The 14,274-nt window shown below is 70.1% G+C and carries 12 protein-coding genes; 6 read left to right on the forward strand and 6 right to left on the reverse strand.

The features are described 5' to 3' along the window. The first annotated feature begins 97 nt into the window (after window positions 1–97). Window positions 98–1,084: a COX15/CtaA family protein gene (locus Q9R28_RS02950; RefSeq protein ID WP_311205436.1), complete on the forward strand. Its 987-nt coding sequence runs from the start codon at window positions 98–100 to the stop codon at window positions 1,082–1,084. A gap of 653 nt (window positions 1,085–1,737) precedes the next feature. Here Q9R28_RS02950 and Q9R28_RS02955 read toward each other — a convergent pair. Continuing rightward, on the reverse strand, window positions 1,738–2,682 hold the full coding sequence (locus Q9R28_RS02955) for a heme o synthase (protein ID WP_066654411.1): 945 nt from the start codon (window positions 2,680–2,682) through the stop codon (window positions 1,738–1,740). Between the two features lie 373 nt (window positions 2,683–3,055). On the opposite strand from Q9R28_RS02955, the gene tkt reads away from it, so the two are divergent. The 5 genes from tkt to pgl all read left to right on the forward strand — a co-directional run bounded on the left by tkt (window position 3,056) and on the right by pgl (window position 9,966). Continuing rightward, entirely contained in the window at window positions 3,056–5,149 is a 2,094-nt protein-coding gene (gene tkt / locus Q9R28_RS02960; RefSeq protein WP_209682499.1) for a transketolase, read from the forward strand. A 156-nt stretch (window positions 5,150–5,305) separates the two neighbouring features. Continuing rightward, window positions 5,306–6,418 carry a transaldolase gene (tal, locus tag Q9R28_RS02965; protein WP_066654417.1) on the forward strand — a complete coding sequence of 371 codons (1,113 nt, stop codon included), beginning with the start codon at window positions 5,306–5,308 and terminating at the stop codon, window positions 6,416–6,418. A gap of 191 nt (window positions 6,419–6,609) precedes the next feature. Next, window positions 6,610–8,148, forward strand: a complete 1,539-nt coding sequence (zwf, locus tag Q9R28_RS02970; protein ID WP_311205437.1) for a glucose-6-phosphate dehydrogenase — start codon at window positions 6,610–6,612, stop codon at window positions 8,146–8,148. Further along, on the forward strand, window positions 8,145–9,089 hold the full coding sequence (locus Q9R28_RS02975; protein WP_066654421.1) for a glucose-6-phosphate dehydrogenase assembly protein OpcA: 945 nt from the start codon (window positions 8,145–8,147) through the stop codon (window positions 9,087–9,089). Before zwf ends, Q9R28_RS02975 begins: the two co-directional genes overlap by 4 nt. Window positions 9,090–9,195: 106 nt before the next feature. Further along, window positions 9,196–9,966: a 6-phosphogluconolactonase gene (pgl, locus tag Q9R28_RS02980; protein WP_311205438.1), complete on the forward strand. Its 771-nt coding sequence runs from the start codon at window positions 9,196–9,198 to the stop codon at window positions 9,964–9,966. 294 nt (window positions 9,967–10,260) lie between these two features. On the opposite strand, the gene Q9R28_RS02985 is transcribed toward pgl, so the two are convergent. From Q9R28_RS02985 to gap, 5 genes are all read right to left on the reverse strand, one after another. Next, complete coding sequence (locus tag Q9R28_RS02985) at window positions 10,261–10,620, reverse strand: RNA polymerase-binding protein RbpA (RefSeq protein ID WP_311205439.1); 360 nt, start codon at window positions 10,618–10,620, stop codon at window positions 10,261–10,263. 3 nt (window positions 10,621–10,623) lie between these two features. Next, the gene (gene secG, locus Q9R28_RS02990) at window positions 10,624–10,875 is read right to left on the reverse strand and encodes a preprotein translocase subunit SecG (RefSeq protein WP_058727797.1); all 252 of its coding nucleotides are present in this window, start codon (window positions 10,873–10,875) and stop codon (window positions 10,624–10,626) included. Between the two features lie 120 nt (window positions 10,876–10,995). After that, window positions 10,996–11,775 carry a triose-phosphate isomerase gene (gene tpiA, locus Q9R28_RS02995; RefSeq protein WP_311205440.1) on the reverse strand — a complete coding sequence of 260 codons (780 nt, stop codon included), beginning with the start codon at window positions 11,773–11,775 and terminating at the stop codon, window positions 10,996–10,998. Between the two features lie 43 nt (window positions 11,776–11,818). After that, window positions 11,819–13,036 carry a phosphoglycerate kinase gene (locus tag Q9R28_RS03000; RefSeq protein WP_311205441.1) on the reverse strand — a complete coding sequence of 406 codons (1,218 nt, stop codon included), beginning with the start codon at window positions 13,034–13,036 and terminating at the stop codon, window positions 11,819–11,821. Beyond that, a complete protein-coding gene (gene gap / locus Q9R28_RS03005) occupies window positions 13,033–14,043 on the reverse strand; it encodes a type I glyceraldehyde-3-phosphate dehydrogenase (protein WP_058749583.1) in 1,011 nt (336 codons plus the stop codon). Before gap ends, Q9R28_RS03000 begins: the two co-directional genes overlap by 4 nt. Window positions 14,044–14,274: the final 231 nt, after the last annotated feature.

Here is a 14,274-nt window from a genome sequence, read left to right on the forward strand (position 1 = left end):
GGCCCATTCGGAGCCGGCGCCTGCCTAGACTTGACTGCTGCTGAACCCTCGAATCCTACAGGTTCACCGCACGGAACAACAGGAAGGCACCACCCTCGTGACTCGCGTCGGACCCACCGTCGAGCAGGGCGTCCGCCCCGGCACCCGCACGCCGCGGTGGTGGTCCCTCCCCCGCGCCGTCGACCCCCGCGTGATCTGGCTCGCCTGGGCGTCCTTCGTCGTCGAGGTGGTGCTGATCGGCACCGGCGGCCTCGTCCGCCTGACAGCGTCCGGCCTCGGCTGCCCGACGTGGCCGAAGTGCACCGCCGAGTCGCTCGTGTCGACCCCGGAGATGGGGATCCACGGCGTGATCGAGTTCGGGAACCGTCTGCTCACCTTCGTGCTGGTGGTGGTCGCGGTCGCGATGTTCCTCGCCGTCGTCCGCATGCGCCGCACGCGCCCCGAGCTCTTCTGGCTCGCCTTCGCCCAGGGCATCGCGATCCCGGTGCAGGCGGTGATCGGCGGCCTCAGCGTCCTCACGAACCTCAACCCGTTCGTCGTCGGGCTGCACTTCGTGGTGTCGACGACGCTCGTCGCGGTGACGGCGACGCTCGTGTACCGCTCGATGAACGGTCCGCGCACCGCGGTGCGGCTCGTCCCGGGCTGGTACACCGGCCTGGTCCGCGGCACCGTCGTCGCGGTGGTCGCCACCGTCCTGGTCGGCATCCTGACCACGGGCTCCGGGCCGCACGCGGGTGCGAGCGAGGCGGTCGACGGGGGCCGTCTGCACCGCACCGGGTTCGACCCGCAGCTGATGGAGCACCTGCACGCGATCCCGGCCTACGCGCTGTTCGCGCTGACGCTGGCGCTCGTCGTCGGCGCGGTCGTCCTCCGGCTGTCGAGCCGCTGGGCCCTCGTCCTGCTCGTCGTCGAGTTCGTGCAGATCGCCGTCGGCCTGACCCAGGCGCGCACGGGCCTGCCGGTCGGCCTGGTGGGGACCCACATGGTGCTCGCCGGACTCCTCGTCGGTGCGGTCACCGTCGTCGTGCTCAGCACGCGCGGCAGCGCCGGTCGCCAGGCCGCGCGGGAGCGCATCACCGCCTGACGCGGTCGTCCGCCACCCTCCGACGTCCCACGCGTCGCCTCCGTCCCGAGCGCCGACGCGTGGGACGTCGTCGTCCGCACGGCTCCGGTCCCGTGACCACGCACAGGACGCCGGCGTCGGCGCAGGACGCCTCCGACCACGCGGGACGCCTCCGGATCCGGCACCGTCTCGCGCAGGCGCGACTGTCTCGTGCGGACGCCGCCGTCCCGCACCTCGGCACCGGACCGGCCACGGTGCGGACGCCGCCGTCCCGCGCCTCGGCACCAGGCCAGCCACGATGCGGACGGGAGGCGCAGCACCGCCCGCCCCGCGCCTCCCGTCCGACGCCAGGTCGCGGTCGAGCGTCTGCTGCGACGTCCCCGTCGTCCTACGACAGCGGCATCGTCGCTGGGCGCACGCGCCCCGTGCAGCCCGCGTCGCCGGCGGACAGCCGCGACATCCCCGTCGTCGTACGACAGCGGATCTGTCGCGTCGGCCCGCGCCACCCGGGTCGACGCGGGCACGCACCCCACGCGCCCGTCCGAGCCGCGCCCACCCGACCCGCGAACGCCCGACCCGGGACCGCCCGACCCGGGACCACCCGCGCTGCGCCCCGACGCACGGAGCGCCGCCGGCAGACCGGCGGCGCTCCGTGCGCGGGCGACGAACCCTGGCTAGATCGTGAAGGTGAAGACCTGCGGCAGCAGCGGGTCGATGCCCACCGCGATGAACAGCAGCGTCAGGTAGGTGATCGAGCTGTGGAACACCCGCATCGGCTGGACCTGCTCCACGTGCTGGATCGCCCGCGAGTACAGCCGGTGCGACTCGACGACGAACCAGATGCCGCCGGCCAGGGCGACGACCGTGTACAGCGGCCCCATGTGCGCGACCGGGATGAGCAGCAGCGAGCAGACGAGCGTCGCCCAGGCGTAGAGCACGACCTGCAGCCCGACGACCGTGCGCCCGCGCACGACCGCGAGCATCGGCACGTCGGCGGCGTCGTAGTCGTCGCGGTACTTCATCGACAGCGGCCAGTAGTGCGGCGGCGTCCAGAGGAAGATCACCATGAAGAGGATGATCGGCGCCCAGGTCAGCGACCCGGTGACACCGGCCCAGCCGATGAGCACCGGCATGCACCCGGCGGATCCGCCCCAGACGATGTTCTGCGGGGTGCGGCGCTTGAGCCAGAGCGTGTAGACGCAGACGTAGATCAGGATCGCGACGACGCTGAGCGCGGCGGCCAGCCAGTTCACCAGGAAGCCGAGGACGGCGGTCGACAGGACGGCGAGCGTCCACGAGAACACCAGTGCCTCCTTGTCGGAGAGCTCACCGGTGACCAGGGGGCGCTGGCTGGTGCGCTTCATCAGCCGGTCGATGTCGCGGTCGATGTAGCAGTTGAAGGCCGAGGCCGACCCTGCCGACATCGCGCCGCCGAGCATCGTCCAGAACACGAGCCAGAGGTCCGGGACCCCGCGCTCCGCCAGGAACATCGTCGGAGCGGTCGTGACGAGGAGCAGCTCCATGACCCGGGGCTTCGTCAGCGAGACGTACGCGCGGACCTTGCGGGACAGCGTCGAGCGGGGTCGATCGGTGTCGGGCCGGGTCGCGGTGGCAGTCAACAGGGGAACCTCAGTCCGTTCGCGTCAGCTCGCACGCTCGGTGGGCGGCTCCGTCACCGTCGGGGCGTGCGTCGACCCGGAATGCACACGAGTCGACACCAGTTTAGGCCATCGAGGCGCCGCGAGGATGCCCCGCCTCGCCGACCGGGCCGGCTGCCCGACACGGCACCGTCGTCACCTGGACACCTTCTGAGTGCGTGGTCACTATGCTGGACACGCCCTCCCGCATCGTGTGCCCCGAAGACGTCGGCCGCGAAGAGCCGGTCGGCCGCCGCTCGACGGCGACACGACACACGGCCCCGGGACGGCGATCATGTCCGTGCGATGGCACGAGCCCTCGCACATGTCGCAACAACGAAGGGTCAACATCCAAGTGGCTGAATTCACCTGGGACGCCATCGACCGGAAGGCCGTCGACACGGCACGCGTCCTCGCCGCCGACGCGGTCGAGGCCGCCGGCAACGGTCACCCCGGCACCGCGATGAGCCTCGCGCCGGTCGCCCACCTGCTCTTCCAGAAGGTGATGCGTCGCGACCCCAGCGACTCCACCTGGATCGGCCGCGACCGCTTCATCCTCTCCGCCGGTCACGCCTCGATCCTGCAGTACGTGCAGTTCTACCTGCACGGCTACGGCCTCGAGCTCGAGGACCTGCAGCACCTGCGCAAGTGGGGCTCGAAGACCCCGGGTCACCCGGAGTACGGCCACACCGACGGTGTCGAGATCACCACCGGCCCGCTCGGCCAGGGCCTCGCCTCGGCGGTCGGCTTCGGCTACGCGCAGCGCTTCGAGCGCGGCCTGTTCGACCCGGAGACCGCCGACGGCGAGTCGCCCTTCGACCACTTCACCTACGTGATCGCCGGTGACGGTGACATGCAGGAGGGCGTCACCAACGAGGCCGCGAGCCTCGCGGGCCGTCAGCAGCTCGGTCGCCTGGTCGTCTTCTACGACTCGAACCAGATCTCGATCGAGGACGACACCGACATCGCGTTCTCCGAGGACGTCGCGGCCCGCTACGAGGCCCTCGGCTGGCACGTCCAGCACGTCGACTGGAAGAAGACCGGCGAGTACTCCGAGGACGTCGAGGAGCTCCACCGCGCCGTCGAGGCCGCCAAGGCCGAGACGACCAAGCCGTCGCTCATCGTCCTCAAGACGATCATCGGTTGGCCGTCGCCGACCAAGCAGAACTCCGGCAAGATCCACGGTTCGGCGCTCGGTGCCGACGAGCTCAAGGGCCTCAAGGAGGTCCTCGGCTTCGACGCGGACAAGACCTTCCACGTCGACCCGGAGGTGCTCGAGTACACCCGCGGTGCGATCACCAAGGGCCAGGCCGAGCACGCCGAGTGGACGAAGACCTTCGACGCGTGGGCTGCGGCCAACCCGGAGAAGAAGGCCATGCTCGACCGCATCAACGCGGGCGAGCTCCCCGAGGGCCTCGAGGAGGCGCTGCCGGTCTTCTCCACCGAGAAGGCCGTCTCGACCCGCGCCGCCTCCGGCAAGGTCATCAACGCCATCGCGCCGCTCATGCCCGAGTTCTGGGGCGGTTCGGCGGACCTCGCCGAGTCGAACCTGACCACGATCGAGGGCGCGAAGTCCTTCGGTCCGGCCGAGGCGTCGACGAAGACCTGGAGCACCGACCCGTACGGCCGCGTGCTGCACTTCGGCATCCGCGAGCACGCGATGGGCTCGATCCTGTCCGGCATCGTCCTGCACGGGAACACCCGCCCCTTCGGCGGCACGTTCCTCATCTTCAGCGACTACATGCGTCCGGCGGTCCGTCTCGCCGCGCTCATGAAGGCGCCGGCGATCTACGTCTGGACCCACGACTCCATCGCCCTGGGCGAGGACGGCCCGACGCACCAGCCGATCGAGCAGATCACCGCGCTCCGTGCGATCCCGGGTCTCGACGTCGTCCGTCCGGCCGACGCCAACGAGGTGTCGTACGCGTGGCTCGAGATGCTCAAGCACAAGGACCGTCCGGCCGGCATCGCGCTGAGCCGTCAGAACCTCCCCGTCTTCGAGCGTGGCGAGGGCGACGCCTCCGGCGAGACGCTCGCCTCGGCGAAGAACGTCGCGAAGGGCGCGTACGTCCTGGCCGAGGCGCCGAACGGCACCCCGGACGTGATCCTCATCGCGACCGGTTCCGAGGTCCAGATCGCGGTCGACGCGCGTGAGCAGCTCAAGGGCGAGGGCATCAACGCCCGCGTCGTGAGCGCCCCCTCGCTCGAGTGGTTCTTCGAGCAGTCGGAGTCCTACCGCGAGCAGGTCCTGCCGAAGGCCGTCACCGCGCGCGTCTCGGTCGAGGCCGGCATCGCGATGAGCTGGCGCGACATCGTCGGCGACAAGGGCCGCAGCGTGTCGATCGAGCACTTCGGTGCATCGGCCGACTACCAGCGCCTGTTCGCCGAGTTCGGTTTCACCACCGAGCACGTCGTCGCCGCCGCCAAGGAATCGATCGCAGCGTCCTGACCCACGAGGGGCCGGATCCGGTACGCCGGGTCCGGCCCCTCTGCCGGGAGGCACGCGGCGGTCCCGCCACCGCGCCTCCCGGCCCACAGACCACGACACACACGGCCCTGGTCGCCTCCGCGCACCGGGCCGGTCGACGAAAGAAGAAGAGAAACCATGGCTGAGAACACCCCCACCGCCGCCCTCTCCGAGGTCGGCGTCAGCATCTGGCTCGACGACCTGTCGCGCGAGCTGCTCGAGACCGGCAAGCTGACCGAGCTCATCGAGCAGAAGAACGTCGTCGGCGTCACCACGAACCCGACGATCTTCGCGTCGGCCCTCGCCAAGGGCGAGCGCTACGACTCGCAGGTCAAGGAGCTCGCGGCGAAGGGCACCGACGTCACCGAGGCGATCTTCGAGATCACCACGCAGGACGTCGCGAACGCGTCCGACGTCTTCAAGCCGATCTACGACGAGACCAAGGGCTTCGACGGCCGTGTCTCGATCGAGGTCGAGCCGGGCCTCGCCCACGACACCCAGAAGACCATCGAGCAGGCCAAGTTCCTGTTCGAGAAGGTCGGTCGCGAGAACGTCCTCATCAAGATCCCCGCGACGCTCGAGGGCCTCGAGGCCATCACCGAGGTCATCGGTGCCGGCATCTCGGTCAACGTCACCCTGATCTTCTCGCTCGAGCGCTACCGCGCCGTCATCGACGCCTACCTCGGTGGCCTCGAGAAGGCCAAGGCCGCGGGCCACGACCTCTCGAAGATCCACTCGGTCGCCTCGTTCTTCGTGTCGCGTGTCGACTCCGAGATCGACAAGCGCCTCGACGCCGCGGGCACCGACGAGGCGAAGGCCCTCAAGTCGAAGGCCGGCATCGCCAACGCACAGCTCGCGTACCAGGTCTGGACCGAGCAGTTCGCCACCGAGCGTGCCCTCGGCCTGCTCGAGTCCGGCGCCAACACGCAGCGCCCGCTGTGGGCCTCGACCGGTGTCAAGGACCCGTCGCTGCCCGACACGCTCTACGTGACCGAGCTCGCCGCGCCGAACACGGTCAACACCATGCCGGGCAAGACGCTCGACGCGACGTTCGACCACGGCGAGATCCACGGTGACGCCATCGCCGGCTCGTTCGACGACGCGCAGCAGGTCATGGACCAGATCGCTGCCGCCGGTGTCGACTACGACGACGTCGTCGCGCTGCTCGAGAAGGAGGGCGTCGACAAGTTCAACGTCTCCTGGGGCGAGCTCGTCGACACGGTGAAGACCGCGCTCGAGAACAGCAAGTAAGCACGACCGGAGCCTGCGTCCGGAGGACGGGACCACCGACCCCCGGACGCAGGCACCCCCGGTCAGGACCCGACCGCCGGAGCCGCGACGCGCCTCCCGGCCGGACCTGACCACCACGACGGCGGAGTCGCCGCTGCCCCCGCAGCGCAGCGCTCCGCCGTCTCCGTTCGACCCACAAGGAGTCCACACTCATGTCACCGGTGGCGATCACCCCGGAGCACAACCCGCTCCGGTTGCCGACCGACCGACGTCTGAACCGGATCGCGGGGCCCAGCACCCTCATCATCTTCGGCGTGACGGGCGACCTGTCCCGCAAGAAGCTGATGCCCGCGGTCTACGACCTGGCGAACCGAGGGCTCCTGCCCCCGGGCTTCGCACTCGTCGGGTTCGCCCGGCGCGACTGGGAGGACCAGGACTTCTCCCAGCTCGTGCACGACGCGGTCCGGGACCACTCCCGCACCCCCTTCGACGAGGCCGTCTGGAAGCAGCTCGAGCAGGGCATCCGCTTCGTGCAGGGCTCGTTCGACGACCCCGAGGCCTTCCTCGAGCTGAAGCGCACCGTCGACGAGCTCGACGCGGCGCGCGGCACGCTCGGCAACCACGCCTTCTACCTCTCCATCCCGCCGAAGATGTTCCCGGTGGTGACCGAGCAGCTCAAGGTCTCCGGACTGACCGAGAAGCGCGAGGGCTCCTGGAGCCGCGTGGTCGTCGAGAAGCCGTTCGGCTCCGACCTCCGCACCGCGCGCGAGCTGAACGCGATCGTCGAGAGCGTCTTCGCGCCCGACGACGTGTTCCGCATCGACCACTACCTCGGCAAGGAGACCGTCCAGAACCTGCTGACGCTCCGGTTCGCGAACCAGATGTACGAACCCATCTGGAACTCGAACTACGTCGACCACGTGCAGATCACGATGGCTGAGGACATCGGCGTCGCCGGTCGGGCCGCGTACTACGACGGCATCGGCGCAGCCCGCGACGTCATCCAGAACCACCTGCTGCAGCTCCTCGCGCTCACCGCGATGGAGGAACCCGTCTCGTTCAAGGCCGCTGACCTGCGCGCCGAGAAGGAGAAGGTGCTCTCCGCCGTGCGCCTGCCCGAGGACCTCGCCACGGCGACGGCACGTGGCCAGTACGACGGTGGCTGGCAGGGCGGCGAGAAGGTCCTGGGCTTCCTCGAGGAAGCGGGGATGGACCCCGAGTCCACGACCGAGACCTACGCGGCGATCAAGCTCGACATCGCGACCCGCCGCTGGCAGGGCGTCCCGTTCTACCTGCGGGCAGGCAAGCGCCTCGGTCGTCGCGTGACCGAGATCGCGATCGTCTTCAAGCGCGTCCCCGAGGACGTCTACGGCAACACGCAGGCACCCCTCGGGCAGAACGCGCTCGTCATCCGTGTCCAGCCGGACGAGGGCGTCACGCTCCGCTTCGGCTCGAAGGTCCCGGGCGTCGGCACGCAGGTGCGCGACGTGACGATGGACTTCGGCTACGGACACGCGTTCACCGAGGCATCGCCGGAGGCGTACGAGCGACTCATCCTCGACGTGCTCCTCGGCGACCCGCCCCTGTTCCCCCGTCACCAAGAGGTGGAACTGTCGTGGAAGATCCTCGACCCGATCGAGGCGTTCTGGGCCACGCAGGGCCAGCCCGAGCAGTACCGTCCCGGCACGTGGGGTCCGGCGTCCGCCGATGCCCTGCTCGCCCGTGACGGCCGGACCTGGAGGCGTCCATGAAGATCGACCTGCCGAACACCACGGTCTCGAAGATCCAGAAGAAGCTCGTCCACATCCGCGAGGAGGGTGGCGCCGTCGCCCTCGGCCGCGTGCTGACACTCATCATCTCGACCGCCCTCGGGCACGAGGAAGAGGCGATCTCGGCCGCGAACCAGGCGTCGCGCGAGCACCCGATGCGGGTGATCATCGTGTCGAAGAACGACGGCGACACGAAGTCCCCCGGTCGGCTCGACGCCCAGATCCGCGTCGGCAGCGATGCGGGCGCGAGCGAGGTCATCGTCCTCCGTGCGTACGGCGAGACCGCGACGGACGAGGAGAGCCTGGTCACCGGCCTCCTCCTGTCCGACGCCCCCGTCGTCGCATGGTGGCCGCAGGCCGCTCCGGAGCAGCCGGCAGCGTCCGCGCTGGGCCGGATCGCGCAGCGTCGCATCACCGATGCCGCCGCGCAGAAGGACCCGAACAGCGCGATCGAGGCGCTCGGGAAGTCCTACGTGCCGGGTGACACCGACTTCGCGTGGACCCGCCTGACGCTCTGGCGGAACCAGCTCGCCGCGGCGCTCGACCAGCCGCCGTACGAGCCCGTCACCGGCGTCGAGGTGTCCGGTGCGAGCGACAGCCCGTCCACGATCCTGCTCGCCGCGTGGCTCCAGCTGCAGCTGCAGGTGCCGGTGTCCGTCGTCACCTCGCCGCGGGCCACCGGGTCGAGCGGCATCCACGGGGTCAAGCTCGAGCGTGCATCAGGCACGATCGACCTCGAGCGCTCGCTCGTCGACGTCGCGACCCTGTCGATGCCCGGGCAGCCGACGCACGACCTGTCGCTGCCCCGACGGAACCTGCGCGACTGCCTCGCAGAGGAACTCCGTAGACTCGACGCGGACGTCCTCTTCGGAGACGTCGTCAAGCACGGGGTGCCCCAGCTGCGCGAGTCCATCGCCGGCTGAGCACCGCACACGGCCGGGGTCCGGGCGGCGGTCGACACGACCGCCGCCCGCCCCGGTCGGACCGAAGGCGGTCGCACCGGTCGGCCGCCACGAACACGGGAGACACGTGACCAACGAACGACGGGTGCTGGTGCACCCGGACAAGCAGTCCCTCGGCGCGTCGGTCGCCGCTCGCTTCATCACGAAGATCATCGACGTGCTGGACGAGCAGGAGCGCGCGGACATCGCGATCAGCGGCGGCTCGGTGTCGACCCTGGTCCTCGCGGCGATCGGGCAGTCGCCTGCGCGTGAGAGCGTGGACTGGTCGAAGGTGCACGTGTGGTGGGTCGACGAGCGCTGGGTCGCCGAGGGCGATGCGGACCGCAACGTCACCGGCACGCAGACGGACTTCTTCGAGCACGTGGACGTCCCGAAGGCGAACATCCACCCCATGGCACCGTCCGACGCCGGGCTGTCCATCGACGAGGCCGCCGCACAGTACGAGCGCGAGCTCCAGGACGCAGCACCCGAGGGCGCGGTCGCGCCCCGCTTCGACATCACGCTGCTCGGGGTCGGCCCCGACGGCCACACGGCGTCGCTCTTCCCCGAGTTCCCGCAGCTCGCGGTGACCGACCGTGCCGTGCTGACGGTCGACGACTCCCCCAAGCCGCCGGCGCAGCGCCTGACGCTGTCCTTCCCGGTGATCAACGCCTCGCAGCGCGTGTGGGTCATCCTGTCCGGCGCCGAGAAGGCGTCGGTGCTCGGCCTCGCCCTGGCCGGTGCCGCGGTGGACGAGGTCCCCGTCGGCGGCGTGCAGGGCCGCAAGCGCACCGTGTTCTTCGTGGACCAGGACGCCGCGCGCGAGGTCCCCGAGAACCTCATCGCGTCGACCTACTAGACGCGACCCCCTGGCGGACGGGAGGCGCGGTGCCGGCTGGCACCGCGCCTCCCGTCCGTCGTCGGTGCCGGCCCGCGCAACTGCCGTGCGGACGTCGCCGGCCCGCTTCCGGTCGCACGACTTGCCACTCACCTCCGACCCCGACGGCATGTCGTGCGACCCGAACGACCGCGCGCGGCACGTCCTGCGACCGGAACAGCCAGGACCGGAGGACCGAGGGGCACCGACGACACGTCCGGCGGACGACGAAGGCCCCCGCACCGGATCGGTGCGGGGGCCTTCTGAAGTCAGGTGCTACTTCGCGGTACCGCGACGCTGCCGGAGCTGCTGCAGCGCGTCCTCGAGGAGCTGCGCTGCCTCTTCCTCGGTGCGGCGCTCCTTCACGTACGCGAGGTGCGTCTTGTAGGGCTCGGTCTTCGCGACGACGGGAGGGTTCTCCTTGTCGCGGCCGGCCGGCAGACCCGTCGACGGCGAGTCCACCGTCTCCGGGATCTCGTCGCCCGGCAGGGTCGCCGAGAAGTACCGCACGACCTCGTTGCCGAGGGCGTCCCAGTACGAGACGGCCACGCGCTCGGCCTGGACTCCGCGGTCCTGCTCCCCCATCGGACCCGCGCCGACGCGGGACCCTCGGATTGCACTGCCTCCGGTTGCCATGGCTCAGCTCCCTGCCGTGAACTTGTTGATGAGACCGAGCACGATGATCGAGACGATCCAGACCAGACCGAGGATCACCGTGATGCGGTTGAGGTTGCGCTCGGCGACGCCGGACGCCCCGAGGTTGCTCGTCACGCCGCCGCCGAACATGTCGGAGAGACCGCCACCGCGGCCCTTGTGCAGGAGGATGAGGAGCGTGAGCAGGAGGCTCGTGATCGCGAGCAGGACCTGCAGCACGACGGAGAGTATCGCCACGACGTACCTTTCGTGTGAAGTCAGCCCTGCAAGTGTAGCGGGCCGCGTGAGCAGCCCCGACACCGGCACGGGCGTGGCTCAGGCCGGCCACGCGGACGTGGCCGGCCTGAGCAGGATGGATCAGAGTCCGACGTGCTGCCGGAAGCGCGCGATCGCCGCGAACTCCTGCACGTCGAGCGAGGCCCCACCGACGAGCGCGCCGTCGATGTCGGGCTCGCGCAGGAAGCCGGCGATGTTGCCCGACTTCACCGAACCGCCGTAGAGCACGCGCGTGCTGGCGGCGAGGTCGTCGCCCCAGGCCTCGGCGATCCCGCGACGCAGCGCGGCGCAGTCCTCCTGGGCCTGTTCCGCAGTCGCGGCCTGACCGGAACCGATCGCCCAGACCGGTTCGTACGCGACGACGATCTCGGACGGCTTCACGGCCTCGAGGACGACCTTGAGCTGTTCGACCGGGACGACACCGGCGCCGCGCTGCTCGCGCTCCTCGCCGGTCTCACCGACACAGACCACCGGCACGAGGCCGTGCTTGACCGCCGCTGCGGTCTTCGCGGCGACGACCTCGTCGGTCTCCCCGTGCAGCGTGCGCCGCTCGGAGTGTCCGACGATGACGTACTGCGCATCGAGCGCTGCGAGGAACGCCCCGGACACGTCACCGGTGTGGGCACCGGAGTCGTACTGGGACAGGTCCTGGGCGCCGAACCGGATCTCGAGCTTGTCGGCCGAGATGAGCGTCTGCACGCTGCGGAGGTCCGTGAAGGGCGGGAACACCGCGACCTCGACGTCCTCGTGGTCGTGGCGGGCATCCTTCAGGGTCCACGCGAGCTTCTGCACGGTGGCGATGGCCTGGAGGTGGTCCAGGTTCATCTTCCAGTTACCGGCGATGAACGGACGGCGGTTCATGCTGCGTCCTTCCCGGAGTCACCGGCGATGAACGGCGTGCGGGTCATCGGGACCACCCCAGTGCTTCGAGACCGGGCAGTGACTTGCCCTCGAGGAACTCGAGGCTCGCACCACCACCGGTCGAGATGTGCCCGAACCGGTCGTCCGAGAACCCGAGCGACCGGACGGCCGCCGCGGAGTCGCCACCGCCGACGACACCGAGGCCGTCGACCTCGGTCAACGCCTGCGCGACGGTCTTCGTGCCTGCTGCGAACGCCGGGAACTCGAACACGCCCATCGGACCGTTCCAGAACACGGTCCTCGAGCCGGACACCGCCGACGCGAAGCGCGCCGCGGTCTCCGGGCCGATGTCGAGGCCGATGCCGTCCGCGCCGAACGACGAGGACTCGATCGCGTCGGCGGCGACGGTCTCGTGGTCGGCGTCCGCGGCGAACCCGGAGGCCACCACGACGTCGGTCGGCAGGTCGATCGTCACGCCGAGCTCGTCCGCCTTGGCGAGGTACGCCCGGACGGTGTCGAGCTGGTCCTGCTCGAGGAGCGACTTCGCGACCCCGTGACCCTGGGCCGCGAGGAACGTGAAGAGCATGCCGCCACCGATGCACAGCGTGTCGACCTGCGGGAGCAGGTGCTCGATGACACCGAGCTTGTCGCTGACCTTCGATCCGCCGAGCACGACCGTGTACGGCCGCTGCGGGTCCTTGGTCAACCGCTCGAGCACCGTCAGCTCGGACTCGATGAGCGAGCCGGCCGCGCTGGGCAGCGCTGCCGCGAGCTCGTACACGGAGGCCTGCTTGCGGTGCACGACGCCGAAGCCGTCCGACACGAACGCGTCACCGAGGGCGGCGATCCGCTCGGCGAACGCCGTGCGCGCCGACGCGTCCTTCGAGGTCTCCTCCGGGTTGAAGCGGAGGTTCTCGAGCAGCAGGACGTCGCCGTCCCCGAGGGCCTCGGCGGCCGCGGTCGCCTCGTCGCCGACGGTCTCGCCGACGAAGGTGACCTCCTTGCCGAGCAGTTCCGAGAGCCGCTGCGCCACGGGGGCGAGCGAGTACTCCTGCGCGGGCGTGCCGTCGGGACGACCGAGGTGCGAGATCACGATGACCCGCGCACCGGCGTTGACGAGCGTGTTGAGCGTGCCCAGCGACGCGCGCACGCGGCCGTCGTCGGTGATCGTGCCGTCCTTGAGCGGGACGTTCAGGTCACACCGGACGACGACGCGCTTGCCGGCGAGGTCGCCGAGGTCCTCGAGGGTGCGGAGGCTCATGCCGAGAGTCGCTCGCCCACGTACTCGGTCAGGTCGACGAGGCGGTTCGAGTAGCCCCACTCGTTGTCGTACCACGAGGTGATCTTGACGAGCTTGCCGATGACCTTGGTCAGACCGGAGTCGTAGATCGACGAGTGCGGGTCCGTCGTGATGTCGGTCGACACCAGCGGGTCCTCGCTGTAGAGCAGGATGCCCTTGAGCGGACCCTCGGCGGCCTCCTTGTAGGCGGCGTTGATCTCGTCGACGGTGACCTCGGACGACGTCTCGAGGGTGAGGTCGGTGATCGAACCGGTCGGCACCGGCACGCGGAGGGCGTAGCCGTCGAGCTTGCCGGCGAGCTCGGGCATGACGAGGCCGATGGCCTTCGCCGCACCGGTCGAGGTCGGGACGATGTTGAGCGCGGCGGCGCGGGCACGACGCGGGTCCTTGTGCGGGCCGTCCTGCAGGTTCTGGTCGGCGGTGTACGCGTGCACCGTCGTCATGAGGCCACGCTCGATGCCGAACTTGTCGTGGAAGACCTTGGCGAGCGGCGCGAGGCTGTTCGTGGTGCACGACGCGTTCGAGATGATGTTGTGGTTCTCGGGGTCGTACTGGTCCTCGTTCACGCCGAGGACGATGGTGACGTCGTCGCCGGTCGCCGGGGCCGAGATGATGACCTTCTTGGCGCCCGCATCGATGTGCTTCTGCGCGTCGGCTGCCTTGGTGAAGAAGCCGGTCGACTCGATGACGATGTCGACGCCCAGCTCGCCCCACGGGAGGTTCGCGGGGTCGCGCTCCGCGAGGACCTTGATCGGCTTGCCGTCGACGACGATGCTGTCGCCGTCGAGCTCGACGGAGACGCCGAGACGACCCGTGATGGAGTCGAACTTCAGCAGGTTCGCGAGGGCCGCGTTGTCGGTGAGGTCGTTCACCGCCACGATCTCGAGGTCGGAGCCCTTGGCGAGGGCGGCCCGGAAGAAGTTACGGCCGATGCGGCCGAAGCCGTTGATGCCGATCTTGACGGTCAATGGATCTCCTGGTGGGTGTGGAGCGCCCCGGGGGCGCTGCTTTTCGGAGTCGTGCGGCCCTGCGGACCCACGTGTGGTGGACGATACGCCCCGTAACGTCGCCGTAACGACCCTAGCAGTCGGACACTGCGCGCCCGCGCCGGATGACGGTCCGTCCGGACGGTCCCGCCGACGGTGGTGGACGCTCCCCCGGACAGACGGGAGGCGCGGTGCCAGCCGACACCGCGCCTC

Source organism: Curtobacterium sp. BRD11 (genome assembly GCF_031844345.1).
Lineage (GTDB): Bacteria > Actinomycetota > Actinomycetes > Actinomycetales > Microbacteriaceae > Curtobacterium.

What these genes read in the sequence shown, in the direction of transcription:
- tal (WP_066654417.1), top strand. Translation starts at nt 5,306, where the DNA reads ATGGCTGAGAACACCCCCACCGCCGCCCTCTCCGAGGTCGGCGTCAGC.
- zwf (WP_311205437.1), top strand. Translation starts at nt 6,610, where the DNA reads ATGTCACCGGTGGCGATCACCCCGGAGCACAACCCGCTCCGGTTGCCG.
- Q9R28_RS02975 (WP_066654421.1), top strand. Translation starts at nt 8,145, where the DNA reads ATGAAGATCGACCTGCCGAACACCACGGTCTCGAAGATCCAGAAGAAG.
- Q9R28_RS02985 (WP_311205439.1), bottom strand. Translation starts at nt 10,620, where the DNA reads ATGGCAACCGGAGGCAGTGCAATCCGAGGGTCCCGCGTCGGCGCGGGT.
- tpiA (WP_311205440.1), bottom strand. Translation starts at nt 11,775, where the DNA reads ATGAACCGCCGTCCGTTCATCGCCGGTAACTGGAAGATGAACCTGGAC.
- Q9R28_RS03000 (WP_311205441.1), bottom strand. Translation starts at nt 13,036, where the DNA reads ATGAGCCTCCGCACCCTCGAGGACCTCGGCGACCTCGCCGGCAAGCGC.